Below are 17225 nucleotides of genomic sequence, written 5' to 3'. Positions count from 1 at the left end.
TTATACTCATATTCACGTTATTTTTAGTGCATCAATTCAAAGCAAAAGACATACCAGTTCTAGCTTTAGCTCCCCTAAAATATGCTTTAAATAAAAAAGGCCAAACTATTCGTTTGGCCTTCTTTCCTAATGTATGTTGTTTATACAGTTATTCTTGTTTGTGTTTACTTGCCCAATAAGTCGCAAGCGCAGGCCCAGAAATATTATGCCAAAGACTGAAAATTGCGCTTGGTACAGCTGTAATCGGAGAAGCAGCAAAATGGACTGCTGCAAGTGCAACACCTAAGCCTGAGTTTTGCATCCCCACCTCAATAGCAATCGCCTTACTGTCCGCATAAGGTAATTTAAAGAAACGCGCTGCGGTAAAACCTAATAAATATCCAAGCCCATTATGTAAAATCACCACAGCCAAAATAAGCAAACCCGACTGTAAAATTGCTGCTTTGCTTCCACCAATAATCGCGGCCACAATCGCTACAATTGCAATGACCGAAACTAAAGGCATGACTTGAATATAAGATTCGACCTGACGTTTAAGCCATGTTCTTAAAATCAAACCAATCACAATAGGCAGTAGCACCACCTGCAAAATCGAAATAAACATCGAGGCTGCATCAATCTTTAGCCATTGGCTGGCAAGCAGATAGAAAATCGCAGGGGTTAATATCGGTGCCAAAAGTGTTGATACCGATGTACAGGCCACCGATAAAGCCACATTGCCTTTAGCCATATAGGTAATTACGTTTGAAGCGGTTCCCCCTGGGCAACAACCCACCAAAATGACCCCAACCGCAATTTCAGGCGGTAAATTAAATAATTTACATAGAGCATATGCTAAGCCCGGCATTACGACAAACTGCGCTACCACCCCAATCAATACCGCTTTAGGGCTTTGTAATACCCCTTTAAAGTCATCGACGGTCATGGTCATTCCCATACCAAGCATAATAATGCCCAATATCCATGGAATGTACGCTTTGAGCCAGACAAAAAATTCAGGCTGCCATAGCGCTAGCGCTGCAAAAATAATCACCCATAGGGCAAAAGTTTTTTGAATAAATTGGGTAAAGCGTAGGAATGCAGCCATACTTTCTATCCCTAAAAATTAAAATATCAAAGTTAAAAACCAGAGCAATATAATTAGCGCTCACCCAACAGATCAATCGACTGAATACGGACAACACCTTGCTGCTGCATGGTTTGCCAAGCTTGTTCTAACGAACCATTCAGATCAATCCCTTTACAAGCATCTTCAACCACTAAAGTTTTAAAACCTTGTTTAACTGCATCCAAGGCAGTCCATGCAACACAAAAGTCCGTGGCAATTCCGACCACATAAACCGTATCAATGCCACGCTCTTTTAGGTAACCGGTTAAACCGGTCATGGTGGCGTGGTCTGCTTCCATAAAAGCCGAGTAGCTATCAATATGCGCGTGAAAGCCTTTTCGGATAATCAGTTGAGCTGTCGGAATATTTAAATCAGGATGAAACTCGGCATCTTGAGTACCTTGTACACAATGCTTAGGCCAAAGCACCTGTGGTCCATAGTCGAGTTCAATGGTTTCAAATGGCTGCTTACCCAAATGATTGGCTGCAAAAGAGATATGATTATCCGGGTGCCAGTCCTGAGTCAGGACGACATTTTCAAAACAACCAGCAAGTTGGTTAATCGTTGGAATAATTCTATCGGCATCGGCGACTGCTAAATTTCCACCCGGTGTAAAACCATTTTGTACATCAACTACGATTAAAACCGCATTTTGTGGTTGTTTATTCATTTTCATGTCATCTTCAATCCCAACTGGGAAATTGCATTCTATCTTGCCACAAAAAAAGCCCATATTAAGTAAGGCTCAGTCGAATCAAGCCGTATTGTTATGTTTACTGGGTATTCTTAGCGCGCAATAATGAAAACATCCTATCTTTTCCTCAAGTTTACATCGCGATTATCCGTTAGGCGTATTGTTCTTATGCGTCTGATCAGTCATAATTTGCATAATTGTCATTCAACAATCTGTTATTGTTAGAACTGGACAATCAAAATACTGCAACCATCCCACATTTTGTTTTTCTTACCTCAGATTCGGATGGATAAATAGGATATTTTTAAAAATGACTCAGCAAGCACAGACCATTCAAGGCTCAATCGTCGCAATCGTCACACCAATGTTGAAAGACGGCGGTGTAGATTGGAAGGGTCTTGAGAAGCTGGTTGAGTGGCACATAGAACAAGGTACAAACAGTATTGTAGCCGTCGGTACAACCGGCGAAGCCTCAACATTGAGCATGGAAGAGCACACACAGGTTATTAAAGAAATTATTCGTGTAGCCAATAAACGTATTCCAATTATTGCCGGTACTGGTGCAAACTCAACCCGTGAAGCAATCGAATTAACTAAAGCTGCTAAAGACCTCGGTGCTGATGCAGCTTTACTTGTAACACCATATTATAACAAGCCAACCCAAGAAGGCCTTTACCAACACTATAAAGCGATTGCTGAAGCTGTTGAATTACCGCTTATTCTCTATAACGTACCTGGTCGTACTGGCGTAGACCTTTCAAACGACACAGCTGTACGTTTAGCAGAGATCTCGAATATTGTCGGCATTAAAGATGCAACAGGTGACGTACCTCGTGGTAAAGCTTTAATTGAGGCGTTAAACGGCAAGATGGCTGTGTACTCAGGTGATGATGAGACAGCATGGGAACTTATGCTTCTTGGCGCTGACGGCAACATCTCGGTTACTGCAAATATTGCACCTAAAGCAATGAGTGAAGTATGTGCTGTTGCGATTGCCAAAGATGAACAACAAGCGAAGACGCTTAACAATAAGATTGCAAATTTACACAATATTCTATTTTGCGAATCAAACCCAATTCCTGTGAAATGGGCACTACATGAGATGGGACTGATTGATACTGGTATTCGCTTACCACTCACTCCTCTCGCTGAGCAATATCGCGAACCTCTCCGCAATGCCCTAAAAGATGCGGGAATTATTTAATAAGAGCAATTTATGATGCAATTACGTCTTGGTTTAGTCCTTGCAGTTTCAGCCTTAAGTTTAGCTGGTTGTGGTCGCTTCGCAATTAATAATCACTCTTTAGATTATAAAAATGCCAAGCAACTTGCCCCGCTTGAATATCCTGCCGATGCAACTGTACGACCAGCGACACCTTTGTATCCTGCACCAACTGTAGAACAGCGCGCTATCGATAACGCACCGAAGTTTGAAAATAAGCGTGGCAACCGCTATGCACTGCCACGCCCTGAACAAACGCAAGGTAATGCGACACTAGATGCCTCTGCTCAAACGACGACTGCGCTTGGACGTCCTCAGCTTGTGACTGACGGTAATAAAAATCCGTTGTTAAAAGTTGATGGAAATACAGCCGAGATCTGGCAATACACCAAAGCTACGTTAAGTACTTTAAATTTCAACATCATCGCTCAAGGCAGTAATCAAGCGACGATTAAAGTAAATGACAATACTTATGTGCTTAAACTTACTGGTGTAGGTTCTAGTCATACTCTTGCTCTATTTAATGTAGATAACACTTTTGCAAGCCCAGATGTGGCTGCTGAAGTGTTAAACCAGATTTACCAAAATTGGCCAGCCTAGTCGTTTACTAGGCATTTTTTTTAAAAAGGTTCCCTCATGTTAAAACAAACCTTGCTCTATACTGGTAAAGCAAAATCTGTATATGAAACAGACAATGCCGACCATCTGATTTTAGTCTTTCGTGATGATGCCTCTGCGTTCAACGGCGAAAAAATCGAACAACTAGATCGTAAAGGCAAGGTGAACAACCGTTTTAACGCCTTCATTATGGAAAAACTTGCTGCTGCGGGTATTGAAACGCATTTTGAAAAATTGCTTTCTCCAACTGAAGTGCTTGTTAAAAAACTTCAAATGATTCCAGTTGAATGTGTAATTCGTAACTATGCAGCTGGTTCTCTATGCCGTCGCTTAGGTGTAGAAGAAGGTAAAGAGTTAACTCCTCCTACATTTGAATTGTTCTATAAAGATGACGGTCTAGGCGACCCAATGGTTAACGAATCTCAAGCGATTGCTTTAGGTTGGGCGACTGCTGAACAGTTAGAACAAATGAAAGTTTTAACTTATAAGGTAAACGATGTATTAAAAGCATTATTTGCTGAAGGCAACATGATTTTGGTGGACTTCAAGCTTGAATTCGGTGTTTTCCATGACCGCATCGTGCTTGGTGATGAGTTCTCTCCAGACGGCTGCCGTTTATGGGATAAAGACTCTAAGAAGAAACTCGACAAAGACCGTTTCCGTCAAGGTTTAGGCGGTGTTGTTGAAGCTTATGAAGAAGTTGCTGCTCGTTTAGGCGTAGATTTATCTGACATCTAATCAGTAAAACTTCATAAAAAAACCGGGCTAAAGCCCGGTTTTTTATATTCAGCGCCATGCACCCCAAACAATGTAGACAGATTTGTCTATTTCAATAAATTAACACTTGCATAATCTTAATTTAAAACACTAAAATCTAAAAAAACACAAAGCACTTCACAATAATTAAATTTAAAAACTCGGATGAACCTATGGAATTATCTAAGCTTGAAAAGAGATTAATGAATCATCCAATCCATTTTGGTGAAAATCCTTTGGTCTTATTAAACAACTTTAGCACTTCTGCCTTAAAACAAGGCTGGAGTCAGGCAGAGATTGAATCTGTTATTGCTAAAGCCTCTCAAGGCGACTATATGGCACTCATCCGTACTTTAAGAGCTTATACTTTTCTTTGATTTTGTGATTGATGATCCAGCCATTGTGCATTCAATTTATAAAAAGACACATAAAGCTGTTATGAATAGACTAGATTTATCCTGAACACTGCCTTAACAATAAATAAAACAATAAATATAAGATATTTATACAGTGAGGAGTAAACCTGATGGACCATGAAATAGAGGAAAAGAAAGTCGAGAAAACTTTAAGCTGGCGTGAAAAAATGGCAGTCGAAGAACATGAGAAACTGTCACCCCGTCTGGTTTATGAAATTATCCGCCGTGATGGTGCCGAAGAGCTTGATCGTCCAACAACTGCATTGATCTTTTCAGGGATTGCCGCGGGTTTAGTCATCAGTTTTTCATTTGTATTTAAAGCGATTATTGCTGCTTATCTCCCAGCTGATGCAGTCTGGACCGATTTAATCACTAATGTTGGTTATACCATTGGGTTCTTGATCGCTATTTTGAGTCACATGCAACTCTTTACCGAGAATACTATCACCACAGTTGTGCCTTTATTTAATCCCTTTACTTTCGATAAATTACGAGCAGTGGGCCGCTTATGGGGCATTGTGATTCTATGCAACATCATTGGAACAGCTTTGGCGAGTTTATTTTTCCTAACTACTCACCTGTTTACTCCAGATATTGACAAAGCACTAGATGAACTCGCACATCATGTAGGTTCCTTTTCTGCAACCCAGAATCTGCTCAAAGGCATTATGTCAGGGCTGTTAATTGCTGCATTGGTCTGGATGTTGCCTTCAGTCAGTAATAAGTTTCTACTCATCTTTTTTATGACGTATTTGATAGGACTGGGTGACTTTACCCATGTAGTAGTTGGTTCTACAGAAATGTCCTATCTAGTCTGGCAAGGAGAAGCTTCTATTAGCAAGTATCTATTTACTTTCCTCGTCCCAACCACTATCGGCAATATTATTGGCGGTACAGGTGTGTTCACATTACTGATTTATGGTCAAGTCACTGAAGAGCTGGAATAGCATAAAGCAGGAACTATTGTTCCTGCTGCCATCTGCGTTGCTGTAAGCGCTCACCTTCAACCTCACGCTTATTTCTTGCAGACTCATAGAGTTTGGTTCCCTTCAACTCAGGCGGCAAATAGTCTTGCAGCACAAAGTGCTCTGGGTAGTCATGAGGATAGAGATAATTAATACCATAGCCTTGCTGTTTCATAAGCTTGGTTGGCGCATTTCTCAAATGTAAAGGCACAGGTAAATTTGCTGTTTTTTCAGCAAGTTCAAGAGCCTTATTAATCGCTAAATAAGTACTATTACTTTTTGCACTTGTTGCTAGGTAAACTGCTGTTTGACCTAGAATAATTCGAGCCTCAGGCATGCCCACCGCTTGTACAGAGCGGAAACACTCACCTGCAAGCAATAGCGCATTTGGATTAGAGTTTCCGATGTCTTCTGAGGCCGCAATCAGCATACGTCTTGCAATAAAAACCGGATCTTCTCCGCCTTTAAGCATACGAGCCATCCAATATAGAGTTGCATCTGGATCACTGCCTCGAATTGATTTAATAAATGCAGAAACGAGGTCGTAATGCTGCTCGCCCGATTTGTCATAACGCGCAATATTTTGCTGAGCGACTTTTACCACAACCGCATTAGTAATCGTGTTTTCAATTTCTGGTTCAAAAGTACTTGCGATCAAGTCCAGTAAATTAAGCGCTTTGCGAGCATCACCTGCTGCGAACTGAATGAGCGCATCATATTCTTCTATATGAATGTAACGTTCTTTTAAGAATCTATCGCTTTGAAGTGCATTGTTGAGTAGTGTCTGAATTGCCTCACTGTCTAAACTATTTAAGGTATAGACCTGACAGCGTGATAAAAGCGCGCTATTCACCTCAAAAGACGGGTTTTCAGTTGTTGCACCAATTAAAGTAATTTTGCCTTTTTCAACTGCACCTAATAAAGCATCTTGCTGTGATTTATTAAAACGATGAATTTCATCAATAAAAACAACAGGTGTCAGTAAATCACCACTTTCTGCAATCACTTCACGTAATTCTTTTACGCCCGTATTCAGCGCAGACAAGCTCACAAATGGACGGTCTATTGCCTGCGCCAAAAGTAAAGCAATCGTTGTTTTACCAACGCCTGGTGGTCCCCAAAAAATAATAGAAGGCAAATGTCCCTGATCAATCATTTGACGTAAGGGCGCATGTTCACCTAATAAATGATCTTGCCCAATAATTTCAGACAAGTCTCTTGGGCGCAGGCGTTCGGGAAGTGGAATATGGGTGTCTGACATCTCAAATGGCTTTATCGTCTTTTCACTATAGTCTATTGTGTCTCACAGAAATCTACAATTTGAATCTATGAGACACGTTCTTTATTTACAGGCTCTTGCTTAGCATTAAGAGGGTTTCTTACTCAGCTTGAGTAAACGCGCATTTGAGCCATCTTCAATCACCCAAATCGAACCATCTTTTGCTTCATGCAACCCACGAATACGTTTTTTCATATCCAATCTTTGCACTTCTTTCACGGGCTTATGCTCTAAATCCACCACAATAATCGCTTCGGAAGATAACCCGCCAATTAAGGCTTTATTTTGCCATGCAGGAAATTGCTGACCACGATAAATGATCATACTCGATGGAGAGATAACAGGAGTCCAGTCAATTTCTGGTGCTTTAAACTCTGGCTGAGTGTGATGATCTGGAATAGGTTGGCCCGAATAGTGGTCTCCATTTGAAACGATTGGATAACCATAATTTTCACCTTTGGTAATAATATTAAGCTCATCACCACCTTTAGGCCCCATCTCAACCACCCACAGCTGTCCTTGGCGGTCAAGAGCCATACCTAACGGGTTACGGTGTCCCAGTGACCATATTTCAGCAGTGACCCCGCCTTGCTTATAAAAAGGGTTACCTACAGCCGCGGTGCCATCCTCATTTAAACGCAAGATTTTACCTAAGTTACTTTTCCCTGTTTTGGGCAGGATCAAACTTTTGTCGCTCACCTGAACTGACCCACAGCTTACCATCTGTACCAAAAAGCATGCGATGTCCATAATGGCCTTGTCCCGAGACTTTAGGTACTTGCTGCCAAATCTGCTTTATATCGGTGAGTTTTGGCTGATTAGGATGAGATAAATCTAGTTTCGCACGTGAAATCACTGCGCCAGATCCACCTTGCCCTTTTGTAGCATAGCTGAGATAAACCCAATGATTCTTGGCAAAGTCAGGGTGTAAAATGACATCTCCTAAACCACCTTGCCCCCCATAGTTCACCGCGGGAACACCTTGCACATCCAACATTTGTTTATTTTTTGGGTTAAAAATTTTTAATTTACCTTGCCGTTCAGTCACTAATAAACGCTGATCAGGCAGACTGGTCACAGCCCAAGGTTCATTAAAATGTGAAACTGCTTCAACCTGATAAGTTTGTTTGACAGCAACAGACTGATCTGCTTTTGCAGTCGTATTTTGTTCAGGATTTTTTGAATTGGTATTATTAGACCCACAGGCCATTAACAAAAAAAAGCTACTACATAATAAGGGGGCTGCTAATCGTCTCATCATTTTTATCTCCTTTTGTTTTTATTGTTATATTACGGAGATGAGCAAAAAAATTACGATAAAAGTGTTACTTTATTATACGCTGTAATCAAACATTCTCTTTTAAGACTAAATTAGCGCACCCATCGCACAATATAATCTTCAAGATCATCTTCATGGACATCAACTTCAGAAAGGCAACGTCCTGCAACTGACTTTTTCGCTTTAACCACGCTTTGTCTCGAACCCGTATTTAAATAATGCCAAGAAGGTAAATTCTTGCCTTCATTCAAGCGCTTATAGGCACAGCTTGATGGCAACCAGTGGATTGTTTTTAAAGACTCTACCGTTAATTGCAGGCAGTCAGGTACTTGCTGCTGACGATTCGGATAGTCCGTGCAACGCCCTGTACCACAATCAAGTAACTTACAGGCCACCTTGGTATAAGCAACCTCATGCGTATCTTCATCTTCTAGTTTTACCAGACAGCACAAACCACAGCCATCACATAAAGCTTCCCACTCAAGTTGAGTCAGTTGCTCTAACGGATAGTTTTTCCAAAAGAGTGGTCGAAGTGAGGTCTCGGTAGACATAATCTTTTAACAGCTGATGAGATAAAACGATGTATCAGTATAGCATTGAAGTGGTCTGTACTAAAAAAGAAGCTGTATTTATGACATCACAAAATGATTGTTTAATATACATTTCAACCACATAAACGACACATTCCGAGCAAAAAACACGCTATATAGTTAAATGACAATGAAAAATAAGGAGGACAGCATTATGTTCCGTTGGGCGATAATTTTTGCAGTAATTGCACTCATTGCCAGTCTATTAGGGTTTGGTGGTGTTGCAGGGCTATCTAAAGACTTTGCCGTGATTTTATTAGTTGTAGCTGTAATTCTAGCTGTAATTGGGTTCATTTCTCGAGGCCGAACTTAATTTAATCATGATCACATAAAAAGAAGGAACTGGTTTCCTTCTTTTTTTATTGCTTATAGCTTTGTATCTTTTTCTTTTGATGTAGATTTTTACATAGTTATTTATTTTAGTTCTTAATTTTTATGCTTTAATCAAGCGTATTTAAATCGATTTAAATTTCAGGATTAATGTCATGAGTACTGCAATTCAAACCCGTGAAATTCAATATACTGCACCAGATGGTAGCCATTTAATTGGTTACTTTGCGGCTCCAGATAGCGAAACACCTGTTGCGGGTGTGATTGTTGCTCCTGAGTGGTGGGGACGTAACGAATATACAGAGCAACGCGCACGTGAACTTGCTGAACACGGCTATGCTGCGCTTGCAATTGATATGTATGGTGATAAAAAAGTTACAACCACCGCAGCTCAAGCCTATGAATGGATGATGCAGACATTTGAAGAGTTAGACACGGTGACTGATCGTGCCAATGCTGGGCTTCAAACTTTAGCTGCTCAGCCGGAAGTAAACAGTGAAAAAATTGCCGCTGTAGGTTATTGCTATGGTGGTAAAGTCGTATTAGATCTTGCGCGTTCTGGTGCTCCACTAAAAGCGACTGCAACTTTCCATGGCACATTAACGCCTAAAGCTCCTGCTCAAAAAGGCGACATTCAAGGTGAAGTTTTAGTTCTACATGGTGAATTAGACAGTATGGTCACCTTAGAAGATGTTGCTAATTTTGAAAAAGAGATGCAAGCTGCTGAGGTTAAAAATGAAGTAGTGGTTTTAGAAGGTGCTAAACATGGCTTTAGTAACCCGCTTGCCGATGAAAGAGCTAAAGCGAACGGTGTGGACCTTGGCTACAATAGCGAAGCGGAAAAACAAGGCCTTGCTAAAATGTACGCTTTATTAGATCGTACTCTAAAATAAAAGAAGCAAATTTGGAGCAAATGATTTTTTTGCATTTGCTCCCTTAAATGTTTATGACTTTGCAATATTTTTACTGTATTTTTTAAACCATACTTCAATAACTATACTCCCGTTGAGCTAGAGCAAAGCCTAGTCTTATTTCCCGCACTCGGGGTTTAATGGAATAACATGAGAGGATACAACAATGACTGACAAGAAATGTCCGTATTGCGAATTTGATGAATATGACATCATTGATAAGAATGAATTTGCCGTAATTTTGCCTGATTCTAATCCGTTATCTAAAGGCCACTGTGTAGTAACACCACTGCGCCATGTTAGTTCTTTTTTTGACATTACGTCTAAAGAACATCAAGGCTTGCTTACACTTCTTGAAATTGCCCGTCATGAGACACAGCTTCGCCATCAGCCAGATGGCTTTCATATTGGCTTTAATGATGGTGAAGTGTTTGGACAGACTTCTGACCATTTCCACATTCATGTCATTCCATACTATAAAAACCAACCGTTGAAACTTGATCAACGTTGGGGTGTACAAAAGGATTAATTCTTTTTACCCATAGAACAGGGACTACATTTTTGATGTAGTCCCTGTTTTTATATGTCCATTTTCTTCGTTTGCTTTAAACAAAATTTCATCTAAATTTCAGCTATAATTTAGCCCTTACTTCTCTTCTATAGCTGTTCATGCCTGAATTTTCTTTTTCTGATGCCCTTTTAAACTGGTTCGATCAACATGGTCGTCACGATTTGCCTTGGCAAGTTGCCGATGATCCATACAAAGTTTGGGTTTCTGAAATTATGCTACAACAGACTCAGGTGAAAACGGTCTTGCAATATTTTGACCGCTTTATGGAGCGCTTTCCAACGGTAGACGCTTTAGGTCATGCAACTTGGGATGAAGTAGCACCTTATTGGGCTGGCCTCGGTTACTACGCTCGTGCACGCAATTTGCATAAAGCGGCTGGTCTTGTCACGCAGCAAGGTAAATTTCCTGAAACGCTAGAAGAATGGATTGCGTTACCTGGCATTGGTCGCTCTACCGCAGGCGCGCTCATGTCTTTAGGTTTACGTCAGTACGGCGTCATCATGGATGGCAACGTGAAACGCGTCTTAGCTCGTTTCTTTGCCATTGAAGATGACTTAAGCAAACCACAGCACGAGCGTGAAATGTGGAACCTGGCTGAAGAGCTTTGCCCTACACATCGCAATCATGACTACACTCAAGCGATTATGGATCTCGGCGCAACCATCTGTACGCCTAAAAAACCGCTATGTTTATATTGTCCAATGCAAGCTCATTGTCAGGCTTATCAGCAAGGGTTAGAACAAGAATTACCTTTTAAAAAACCGAAAAAAACACCGCCTGTTAAAACAGCAGATGTTCTTATTATTCAGTGCGAAGGTGAATGGTTCTGGCAACAACGTCAAGCTCATGGTCTATGGGGCGGTTTATTCTGTTTACCTATTTTAGAAAATGAACATGAACGACTGAGCATAAGCCAGCAATATAAATTACAGCCTCATGCACAAACTTTTCAGATCAGCCATAGCTTCACTCATTTTACATGGTTACTTAATGCTCACGTGTTCCACGTGGAACCTGATCAAAAAGAACATCTGGCTATTGAACTTGAAGGTCAATGGTTGAGTCCGGAACAAGCCATTACCAAAGGTGTTCCAACCGCTATGAAAAAATTGATCTCGACAAGCCGTTCATGACATAGTGAGTAAAATAATTTTGATATGGCTGTGACAGGGAGTATTTTGTGCGACGTTTTGTTTCTCATTTCTCACTTGGTTTTCTGATTATTCTATTGGCGGCCTGTGCCAGTGCACCTAAAAAACCTGCCCCACTTCCACCTGCTGAAGTCATCAAACTCAAAAGTATGCAGCTTCCAAGTCGACTACCTGTACCTGTAAAAGGTATTGACCGGGATGAATTAAAAGACACATGGGGAGCTGCTCGGAGTCAGGGCCGTAGTCACGAAGGAATTGATATTTTGGCTCCACGTGGAACCAAAGTGTACAGTGCAACCGAAGGACTCGTTGCAGATCTTCGTAATAACAACTTGGGTGGCAAAGTCATCTGGATTTTAGGCCCAGCAGGAACATGGCATTATTATGCTCATCTTGATGGTCACAAACGTGGCTTAAATGTGGGTGACTATGTCAAAAAAGGCGACCTCATTGGCTATGTCGGCAATACGGGCAATGCACGTTATACTTCACCTCATCTTCATTATGGTCTTTATCTAGATGGTAAAGGGCGTGGTGCTGTTAATCCTTATTCATATTTACGCTAGGAACATTTTATGTCGGAAGCGCTGATCAATCGCTTAGTAGAGTTTGCCGAGTCTGGTAACCAGCAAAAGATCGTTTTAAATGGCAATAGCTATCAAGGCTGGATCATGGAAATCAGCGATGATGCCCTACTGATCAGTACCGGTTTTTCAGACAAAGTTGGCAAAGACTTTTGGCTAAAGTTTGAAGACTTAACACAAGCAGAACTGTATTATTGGGATACTCGCCCGAATGAATGGGTGTTATTTAAACTTTAAAATTCTAAGATAAATATAAGGAGCATTATCATGAAAACTCAACGTTGCGGATGGTGTTCCGACGATCCACTCTATATTGCTTACCATGATGAAGAATGGGGTAAACCCGAACACGACGAAGCACGATTATTTGAAATGCTCTGTCTTGAAGGTCAGCAAGCGGGCCTCTCATGGATTACCGTACTGAAAAAAAGAGAAAGCTATCGTCAGCATTTTTTTAATCATCCGATTGCAGACATTGCTTCATTTACAGATGATTTTCTAGAACTAAAATTATCCGATGCTGGCTTAATTCGTCACTTGGGGAAACTCAAAGCCATTCGTGATAATGCGATTGCTTGGCAAGCGCTCAAAGCACAAGTCGGTGATGTTCCTACATGGCTTTGGCAGTTTGTAGATGCAGCTCCACAAAACAATGATGTTGTAGATTATCGTAAGGCCCCTGCTCAAACCGAACTGAGCGTAAAACTTTCCAAAACTCTTAAAAAGAATGGTTTCAAATTTGTTGGCCCAACCACCTGCTATGCTTTTATGCAGGCAGTAGGCATGGTCGATGATCATGAAAACGATTGTCAATTTAAAGCTTCATAACCCACCAGAACGGTTCAAAGCCGCTTAAGGAGTTTCCGATGAGCAATAATACGATTCAAGCTTATGCTGCAATGCAGGCAGGTGAAAAACTGGTTCCCTATCAATTTGACGCAGGTGAATTACAACCGCATCAGGTTGAGGTAAAAGTTGAATATTGTGGTTTATGTCATTCTGATATTTCTGTTTTAAACAATGAATGGCGTTCAACCGTGTACCCTGTGGTTGCAGGCCATGAAATTATTGGACGAATTGTTGCTTTGGGCTCAGAAGCCAAAGGTCTACAAATTGGACAGCGTGTCGGTATTGGTTGGACAGCTGAAAGTTGCCAAGCCTGTGATGAATGTATTGGTGGTCAGCAAGTACTGTGTACAGGTGGAAATATTGCAACAATCGTCGGGCATGCTGGTGGCTTTGCCGATAAGGTCCGTGCAGGTTGGCAATGGGCCATTCCCCTCCCTGAAGATTTAGACGCTGAAAGTGCTGGTCCTTTACTTTGTGGCGGAATTACCGTTTTTGACCCACTACTCAAACACAAAATTCAGGCAACGCATCATGTCGGTGTAATTGGCATTGGTGGTTTAGGTCATATCGCCATTAAGCTACTTAAAGCGTGGGGCTGTGAAATTACTGCTTTTAGTTCTAATCCTGACAAAACAGAAGAACTCAAAGCAATGGGAGCCGACCATGTGGTAAATAGTCGCGATACAGAGGCAGTAAAAGCTCAAAAAGGTAAATTCGATTTATTGCTAAGTACCGTGAATGTGACTCTAAATTGGTCTGCTTTTATTGCAACACTGGCACCAAACGGAACCTTACATTTCTTAGGTCTTACGCTTGAGCCTGTTCCTGTTTCTGTTGGCTCTCTTATTGGTGGTGCTAAGTCAGTAACTGGTTCACCTACGGGGTCACCTGCTGCACTACGTCAGCTTTTAAAGTTTGCTGCACGTAAAAAAATTGCGCCTCAAATTGAGCTATTTCAAATGTCACAGCTCAATGAAGCAATTGAACGTCTACACTCGGGTCAGGCACGCTACCGCATTGTGCTTAAGGCAGACTTTGCAGAATAAACCTAACTTACTGTTTTCATCTGTTGCCGTGACCAGTCCGCTAAGTCTTTAATTGCTTGGCGGACATCTGCTGTTAACTCATGACCTGCATTTAAACGAATAAAATGCCGATAGCGTTCATCCTCACCAAAAACATGCCCAGGAACTACGGTAATTCCGTGAGATTTTGCAGTGTAATAGAGCGCCAAGCTATCTACAGTTTTAGGTAACTGCATCCATAAAGCATAACCACCTTCTGGTTGGCTCAATGCAATTGGAATACCTTCAAACGCATTTAAAATACAACTACGATACTCCTCGACTTGCCGCATCAAATTCGGTCTTAACTGCTCTAAATGCTCCCTGTAACCACGACTATAAATAAAATCAGCTAGGCCTAGTTGTAGCGGTGTATTAACCCCAATATTACTGGCTACCAGCTCAAGCCTTAAATGTTGTAGCTTCGCACTTAAACAGAACCACCCTACGCGATACGCACTCGACAATGACTTAGAAACTGACCCACACCAAATCACATAGCCTTCACGGTCCCAATAGCGTATAGGTAATGGTCGCTCACCGCTGTAACCACACTCTCCATAAATATCATCTTCGATAATAAAGCACTGATACTTTGCTGCTAATTCGGCAATCTTTTGTTTTTCTGCATTACTTAAACAATATCCTAGAGGATTTTGATAGTTGGCTGTCATTAAGCAAACTTTAGCCAAACCTTGCTTCATAAATGATTCTAAGCGCTCAAGATCGATACCTCGATGATGCGCTGGAATTTCAATAATCTGCCGTTTTAAACTTGCTATAAGCTGTAATTGTCCATTAAAAGTAGGTGTCGGAATTAAAATACTATCGCCTACTTCTGTTAGATGTTGAATCACCAAAGACAAAGCAGGCATGCAGCCATTGGTAATAAAAATATCTTCTGCTGCGATAAAAATCCCATCTTCACGCCAATGATCGGATAGCGCTTTTCTTAATTGCTCATGCCCTTGTTTATTACAATAAAGAAAGTCTTGAGGCTGACAATTTTTTAAAGCCCGTTGAATAGAACGACGTAAACCTTCCACAGGAATAAAATGAGGCGTTAACTGAATAGAGCCTAATGGTACAAGATGGCTTTGTAAGGCAGCTTCCTGAATTTGATTATGCAATTCCAGATTTGAAACTTGTCGAGGTAAAGACAAGAAATCTGGACTTTCAGGAATGGGGCCCGATTGTGCACGAGCAACCACAAAATAACCTGACTTCGGCTTTACATAAATAAGCCCCCTCGCCTCAAGTAACTCATAACAACTTTTTGCTGTACTTAAGCTAATACCATGCTGACGAGCAAAATCTCGTAAAGAAATAAGTTTCTGATGAGGTTTAAGCTCATCTTGATAAATACGATGTGCTAATTGATTGGCAAGAACCTGATATTGGAAAGTCATTCTGTGCTGCTTTTTTAAAAATTTCTGTATCTGTACTGGTTTATAGAACACCTTTAGGCTATAGAAATCAACTCAAAAAGTAGCAAAGTCATGAAATTAAAAGCTATATTGTTATTTACTATTGTTTTAGCTGGTTGCCAACAACAACCAAAAGATGAGCAGTACAGATATACTGTTTGCCAAAGCCTCATAGAAGGCTATTTAAAAATGACAAATCAACAAGACTATAAAATGGAGCAACGCACTGATGACGAGACCAGTACGATTTCTCATTATCAATATAAACGGAATAGCTCAAATGAAGTTGTAATGGTGAACTCGGTTTATTCGACTTTGTATTTTAGCTGCCGAGAACATCAAAAAAGCTATTTTCTATCTCAACATTCATCACAAGGACAAACGACCCCACTTTTAGAAGTTCATTTTCCAACTGACAGTTACACTACTTTTAGAGAGCGTTTTTAAAACCGTCTTTTAACTGTTCTGCCAAAAACTCAATAAATAAACGAATCCGTTTTGGTAGATGCTCTTGTTGATAATACACAGCATGGATGCTTTGATATTGATGTTCAATTTGGTCTTCGAATAATGCAATCAAACGTCCTTCTTGAATATCTTTCCAAATTTCAAATTCAGATAGTCGTGCAATACCATGGCCTCTAATCGTGAGTTGGCGTACCGTCTCACCACTAGAAGCTTTAATATTTGCTTGTGCAAAAAAATATTCATCGCCGACTTTAATCGGCCAGCTATTAATATAGGCAGGTCTGGTAAAACCAATCAGATCATGCTGTTCAAGCTGTTCAGGTTGTGTCGGTGTACCCTTAATTGCTAAATACTCAGGGCTTGCAACGATAAATAAGCGACTTCTACATACTAATTTGGCATGCAGACTCGAATCATTAAGTTCCCCAAACCGAAATGCCACATCGGTTTTTTGCTGTAATAGATCAATCACCTGATCATTACTATTGAGTTCAATTTCAATATTTGGATAGTACTCACGAAATTTATGCATTAACGGCGCAATTACGTGTAAGACAAACGGCGTTGCTGAATCAATGCGAATGAGTCCCGCAGTCCCCTGATCAGATTTTTGTAGTTCTTCTTCAGCCGCATTTAGCTCATTTAAGATTTTGCGGGCCTTTACCAGAAACTGTTGTCCTTCTTGAGTGAGTTTCAATTTACGTGTAGTTCGCTCTAACAAAGTCACATCTAACTTAGCTTCTAAGCGTGTTAAAGATCGACTGACTCCTGAAGGTGTTTGTTTTAAATGTTCTGCCGCCGCAACAAAAGAGCCTGTATCAACGATTGCGATAAACGCGACCAGCTCTTCAATTGTTGATTTCATGTCTTATTCCATTATTGACTAATGATCAAAGATATTTTGCTTATTCATCTATTTTTTCGCAACAATAAAAAAAGCAA

Annotated in this window: 20 protein-coding genes and 1 pseudogene; 14 read left to right on the top strand and 7 right to left on the bottom strand. The window is 40.7% G+C overall.

Annotated features, from left to right (window positions below):
• Window positions 1-148: 148 nt before the first annotated feature.
• Together H7R46_RS00320 and pncA are read right to left on the bottom strand one after the other, a co-directional pair.
• Window positions 149-1087, bottom strand: coding sequence for a bile acid:sodium symporter family protein (locus tag H7R46_RS00320; RefSeq protein ID WP_086260910.1), 939 nt, complete (start codon window positions 1085-1087; stop codon window positions 149-151).
• A gap of 53 nt (window positions 1088-1140) precedes the next feature.
• Complete coding sequence (pncA, locus tag H7R46_RS00315) at window positions 1141-1785, bottom strand: bifunctional nicotinamidase/pyrazinamidase (protein WP_078224876.1); 645 nt, start codon at window positions 1783-1785, stop codon at window positions 1141-1143.
• Between the two features lie 328 nt (window positions 1786-2113).
• Between pncA and dapA the strand changes: the two genes are divergently transcribed.
• From dapA to H7R46_RS00290, 5 genes are all read left to right on the top strand, one after another.
• Entirely contained in the window at window positions 2114-3007 is an 894-nt protein-coding gene (dapA, locus tag H7R46_RS00310; RefSeq protein WP_005804343.1) for a 4-hydroxy-tetrahydrodipicolinate synthase, read from the top strand.
• A gap of 15 nt (window positions 3008-3022) precedes the next feature.
• Window positions 3023-3625, top strand: a complete 603-nt coding sequence (locus H7R46_RS00305; protein ID WP_002119179.1) for a hypothetical protein — start codon at window positions 3023-3025, stop codon at window positions 3623-3625.
• A 36-nt stretch (window positions 3626-3661) separates the two neighbouring features.
• Window positions 3662-4381 (top strand): phosphoribosylaminoimidazolesuccinocarboxamide synthase, encoded by a 720-nt coding sequence (gene purC, locus H7R46_RS00300; protein WP_002119240.1) that lies wholly within the window; start codon window positions 3662-3664, stop codon window positions 4379-4381.
• A 191-nt stretch (window positions 4382-4572) separates the two neighbouring features.
• Window positions 4573-4776 carry a hypothetical protein gene (locus H7R46_RS00295; RefSeq protein WP_002119286.1) on the top strand — a complete coding sequence of 68 codons (204 nt, stop codon included), beginning with the start codon at window positions 4573-4575 and terminating at the stop codon, window positions 4774-4776.
• A 149-nt stretch (window positions 4777-4925) separates the two neighbouring features.
• A complete protein-coding gene (locus H7R46_RS00290; RefSeq protein ID WP_057085416.1) occupies window positions 4926-5762 on the top strand; it encodes a formate/nitrite transporter family protein in 837 nt (278 codons plus the stop codon).
• Between the two features lie 13 nt (window positions 5763-5775).
• Here H7R46_RS00290 and H7R46_RS00285 read toward each other — a convergent pair whose 3' ends face one another.
• The 3 genes and pseudogenes from H7R46_RS00285 to H7R46_RS00275 form a co-directional block, all read right to left on the bottom strand.
• Window positions 5776-7041 (bottom strand): replication-associated recombination protein A, encoded by a 1266-nt coding sequence (locus H7R46_RS00285; protein WP_017402866.1) that lies wholly within the window; start codon window positions 7039-7041, stop codon window positions 5776-5778.
• 105 nt (window positions 7042-7146) lie between these two features.
• A pseudogene (locus H7R46_RS00280) lies at window positions 7147-8320 on the bottom strand (PQQ-dependent sugar dehydrogenase).
• Between the two features lie 110 nt (window positions 8321-8430).
• Window positions 8431-8889 (bottom strand): YcgN family cysteine cluster protein, encoded by a 459-nt coding sequence (locus tag H7R46_RS00275; RefSeq protein WP_057069170.1) that lies wholly within the window; start codon window positions 8887-8889, stop codon window positions 8431-8433.
• 193 nt (window positions 8890-9082) lie between these two features.
• On the opposite strand from H7R46_RS00275, the gene H7R46_RS00270 reads away from it, so the two are divergent.
• The 8 genes from H7R46_RS00270 to ahr all read left to right on the top strand — a co-directional run bounded on the left by H7R46_RS00270 (window position 9083) and on the right by ahr (window position 14370).
• Window positions 9083-9241, top strand: a complete 159-nt coding sequence (locus H7R46_RS00270; RefSeq protein ID WP_002053759.1) for a DUF1328 domain-containing protein — start codon at window positions 9083-9085, stop codon at window positions 9239-9241.
• A 172-nt stretch (window positions 9242-9413) separates the two neighbouring features.
• Window positions 9414-10151, top strand: coding sequence for a dienelactone hydrolase family protein (locus H7R46_RS00265; protein ID WP_086260911.1), 738 nt, complete (start codon window positions 9414-9416; stop codon window positions 10149-10151).
• A 184-nt stretch (window positions 10152-10335) separates the two neighbouring features.
• Complete coding sequence (locus tag H7R46_RS00260; protein ID WP_005066600.1) at window positions 10336-10698, top strand: HIT family protein; 363 nt, start codon at window positions 10336-10338, stop codon at window positions 10696-10698.
• 140 nt (window positions 10699-10838) lie between these two features.
• Window positions 10839-11873, top strand: coding sequence for an A/G-specific adenine glycosylase (gene mutY, locus H7R46_RS00255; RefSeq protein WP_005066597.1), 1035 nt, complete (start codon window positions 10839-10841; stop codon window positions 11871-11873).
• A gap of 47 nt (window positions 11874-11920) precedes the next feature.
• On the top strand, window positions 11921-12457 hold the full coding sequence (locus tag H7R46_RS00250; protein ID WP_005066592.1) for a M23 family metallopeptidase: 537 nt from the start codon (window positions 11921-11923) through the stop codon (window positions 12455-12457).
• A 9-nt stretch (window positions 12458-12466) separates the two neighbouring features.
• On the top strand, window positions 12467-12712 hold the full coding sequence (locus H7R46_RS00245) for a hypothetical protein (RefSeq protein WP_005066589.1): 246 nt from the start codon (window positions 12467-12469) through the stop codon (window positions 12710-12712).
• Between the two features lie 30 nt (window positions 12713-12742).
• Window positions 12743-13303: a DNA-3-methyladenine glycosylase I gene (locus tag H7R46_RS00240; RefSeq protein WP_005066585.1), complete on the top strand. Its 561-nt coding sequence runs from the start codon at window positions 12743-12745 to the stop codon at window positions 13301-13303.
• A 38-nt stretch (window positions 13304-13341) separates the two neighbouring features.
• On the top strand, window positions 13342-14370 hold the full coding sequence (gene ahr, locus H7R46_RS00235; protein WP_005066582.1) for an NADPH-dependent aldehyde reductase Ahr: 1029 nt from the start codon (window positions 13342-13344) through the stop codon (window positions 14368-14370).
• Window positions 14371-14372: 2 nt separating this feature from the next.
• On the opposite strand, the gene H7R46_RS00230 is transcribed toward ahr, so the two are convergent.
• Window positions 14373-15797 (bottom strand): PLP-dependent aminotransferase family protein, encoded by a 1425-nt coding sequence (locus H7R46_RS00230; RefSeq protein WP_005066581.1) that lies wholly within the window; start codon window positions 15795-15797, stop codon window positions 14373-14375.
• A gap of 90 nt (window positions 15798-15887) precedes the next feature.
• Here H7R46_RS00230 and H7R46_RS00220 point away from each other — a divergent pair, with 90 nt between their 5' ends.
• A complete protein-coding gene (locus tag H7R46_RS00220; RefSeq protein ID WP_005066578.1) occupies window positions 15888-16262 on the top strand; it encodes a hypothetical protein in 375 nt (124 codons plus the stop codon).
• Here the strand turns inward: H7R46_RS00220 and H7R46_RS00215 are convergent.
• Window positions 16246-17148 (bottom strand): LysR family transcriptional regulator, encoded by a 903-nt coding sequence (locus H7R46_RS00215; protein WP_002119144.1) that lies wholly within the window; start codon window positions 17146-17148, stop codon window positions 16246-16248. The two genes, H7R46_RS00220 and H7R46_RS00215, sit on opposite strands and share 17 nt — an antisense overlap.
• Between the last annotated feature and the right edge of the window lie 77 nt (window positions 17149-17225).

Origin of the sequence: Acinetobacter sp. BEC1-S18-ESBL-01, assembly GCF_014169935.1 — a bacterium.
Taxonomy (GTDB): domain Bacteria; phylum Pseudomonadota; class Gammaproteobacteria; order Pseudomonadales; family Moraxellaceae; genus Acinetobacter; species Acinetobacter pittii.
The sequence above is the reverse complement of the archived record's forward strand: the minus strand, read 5'-3'. Positions and strand labels throughout refer to the sequence as shown.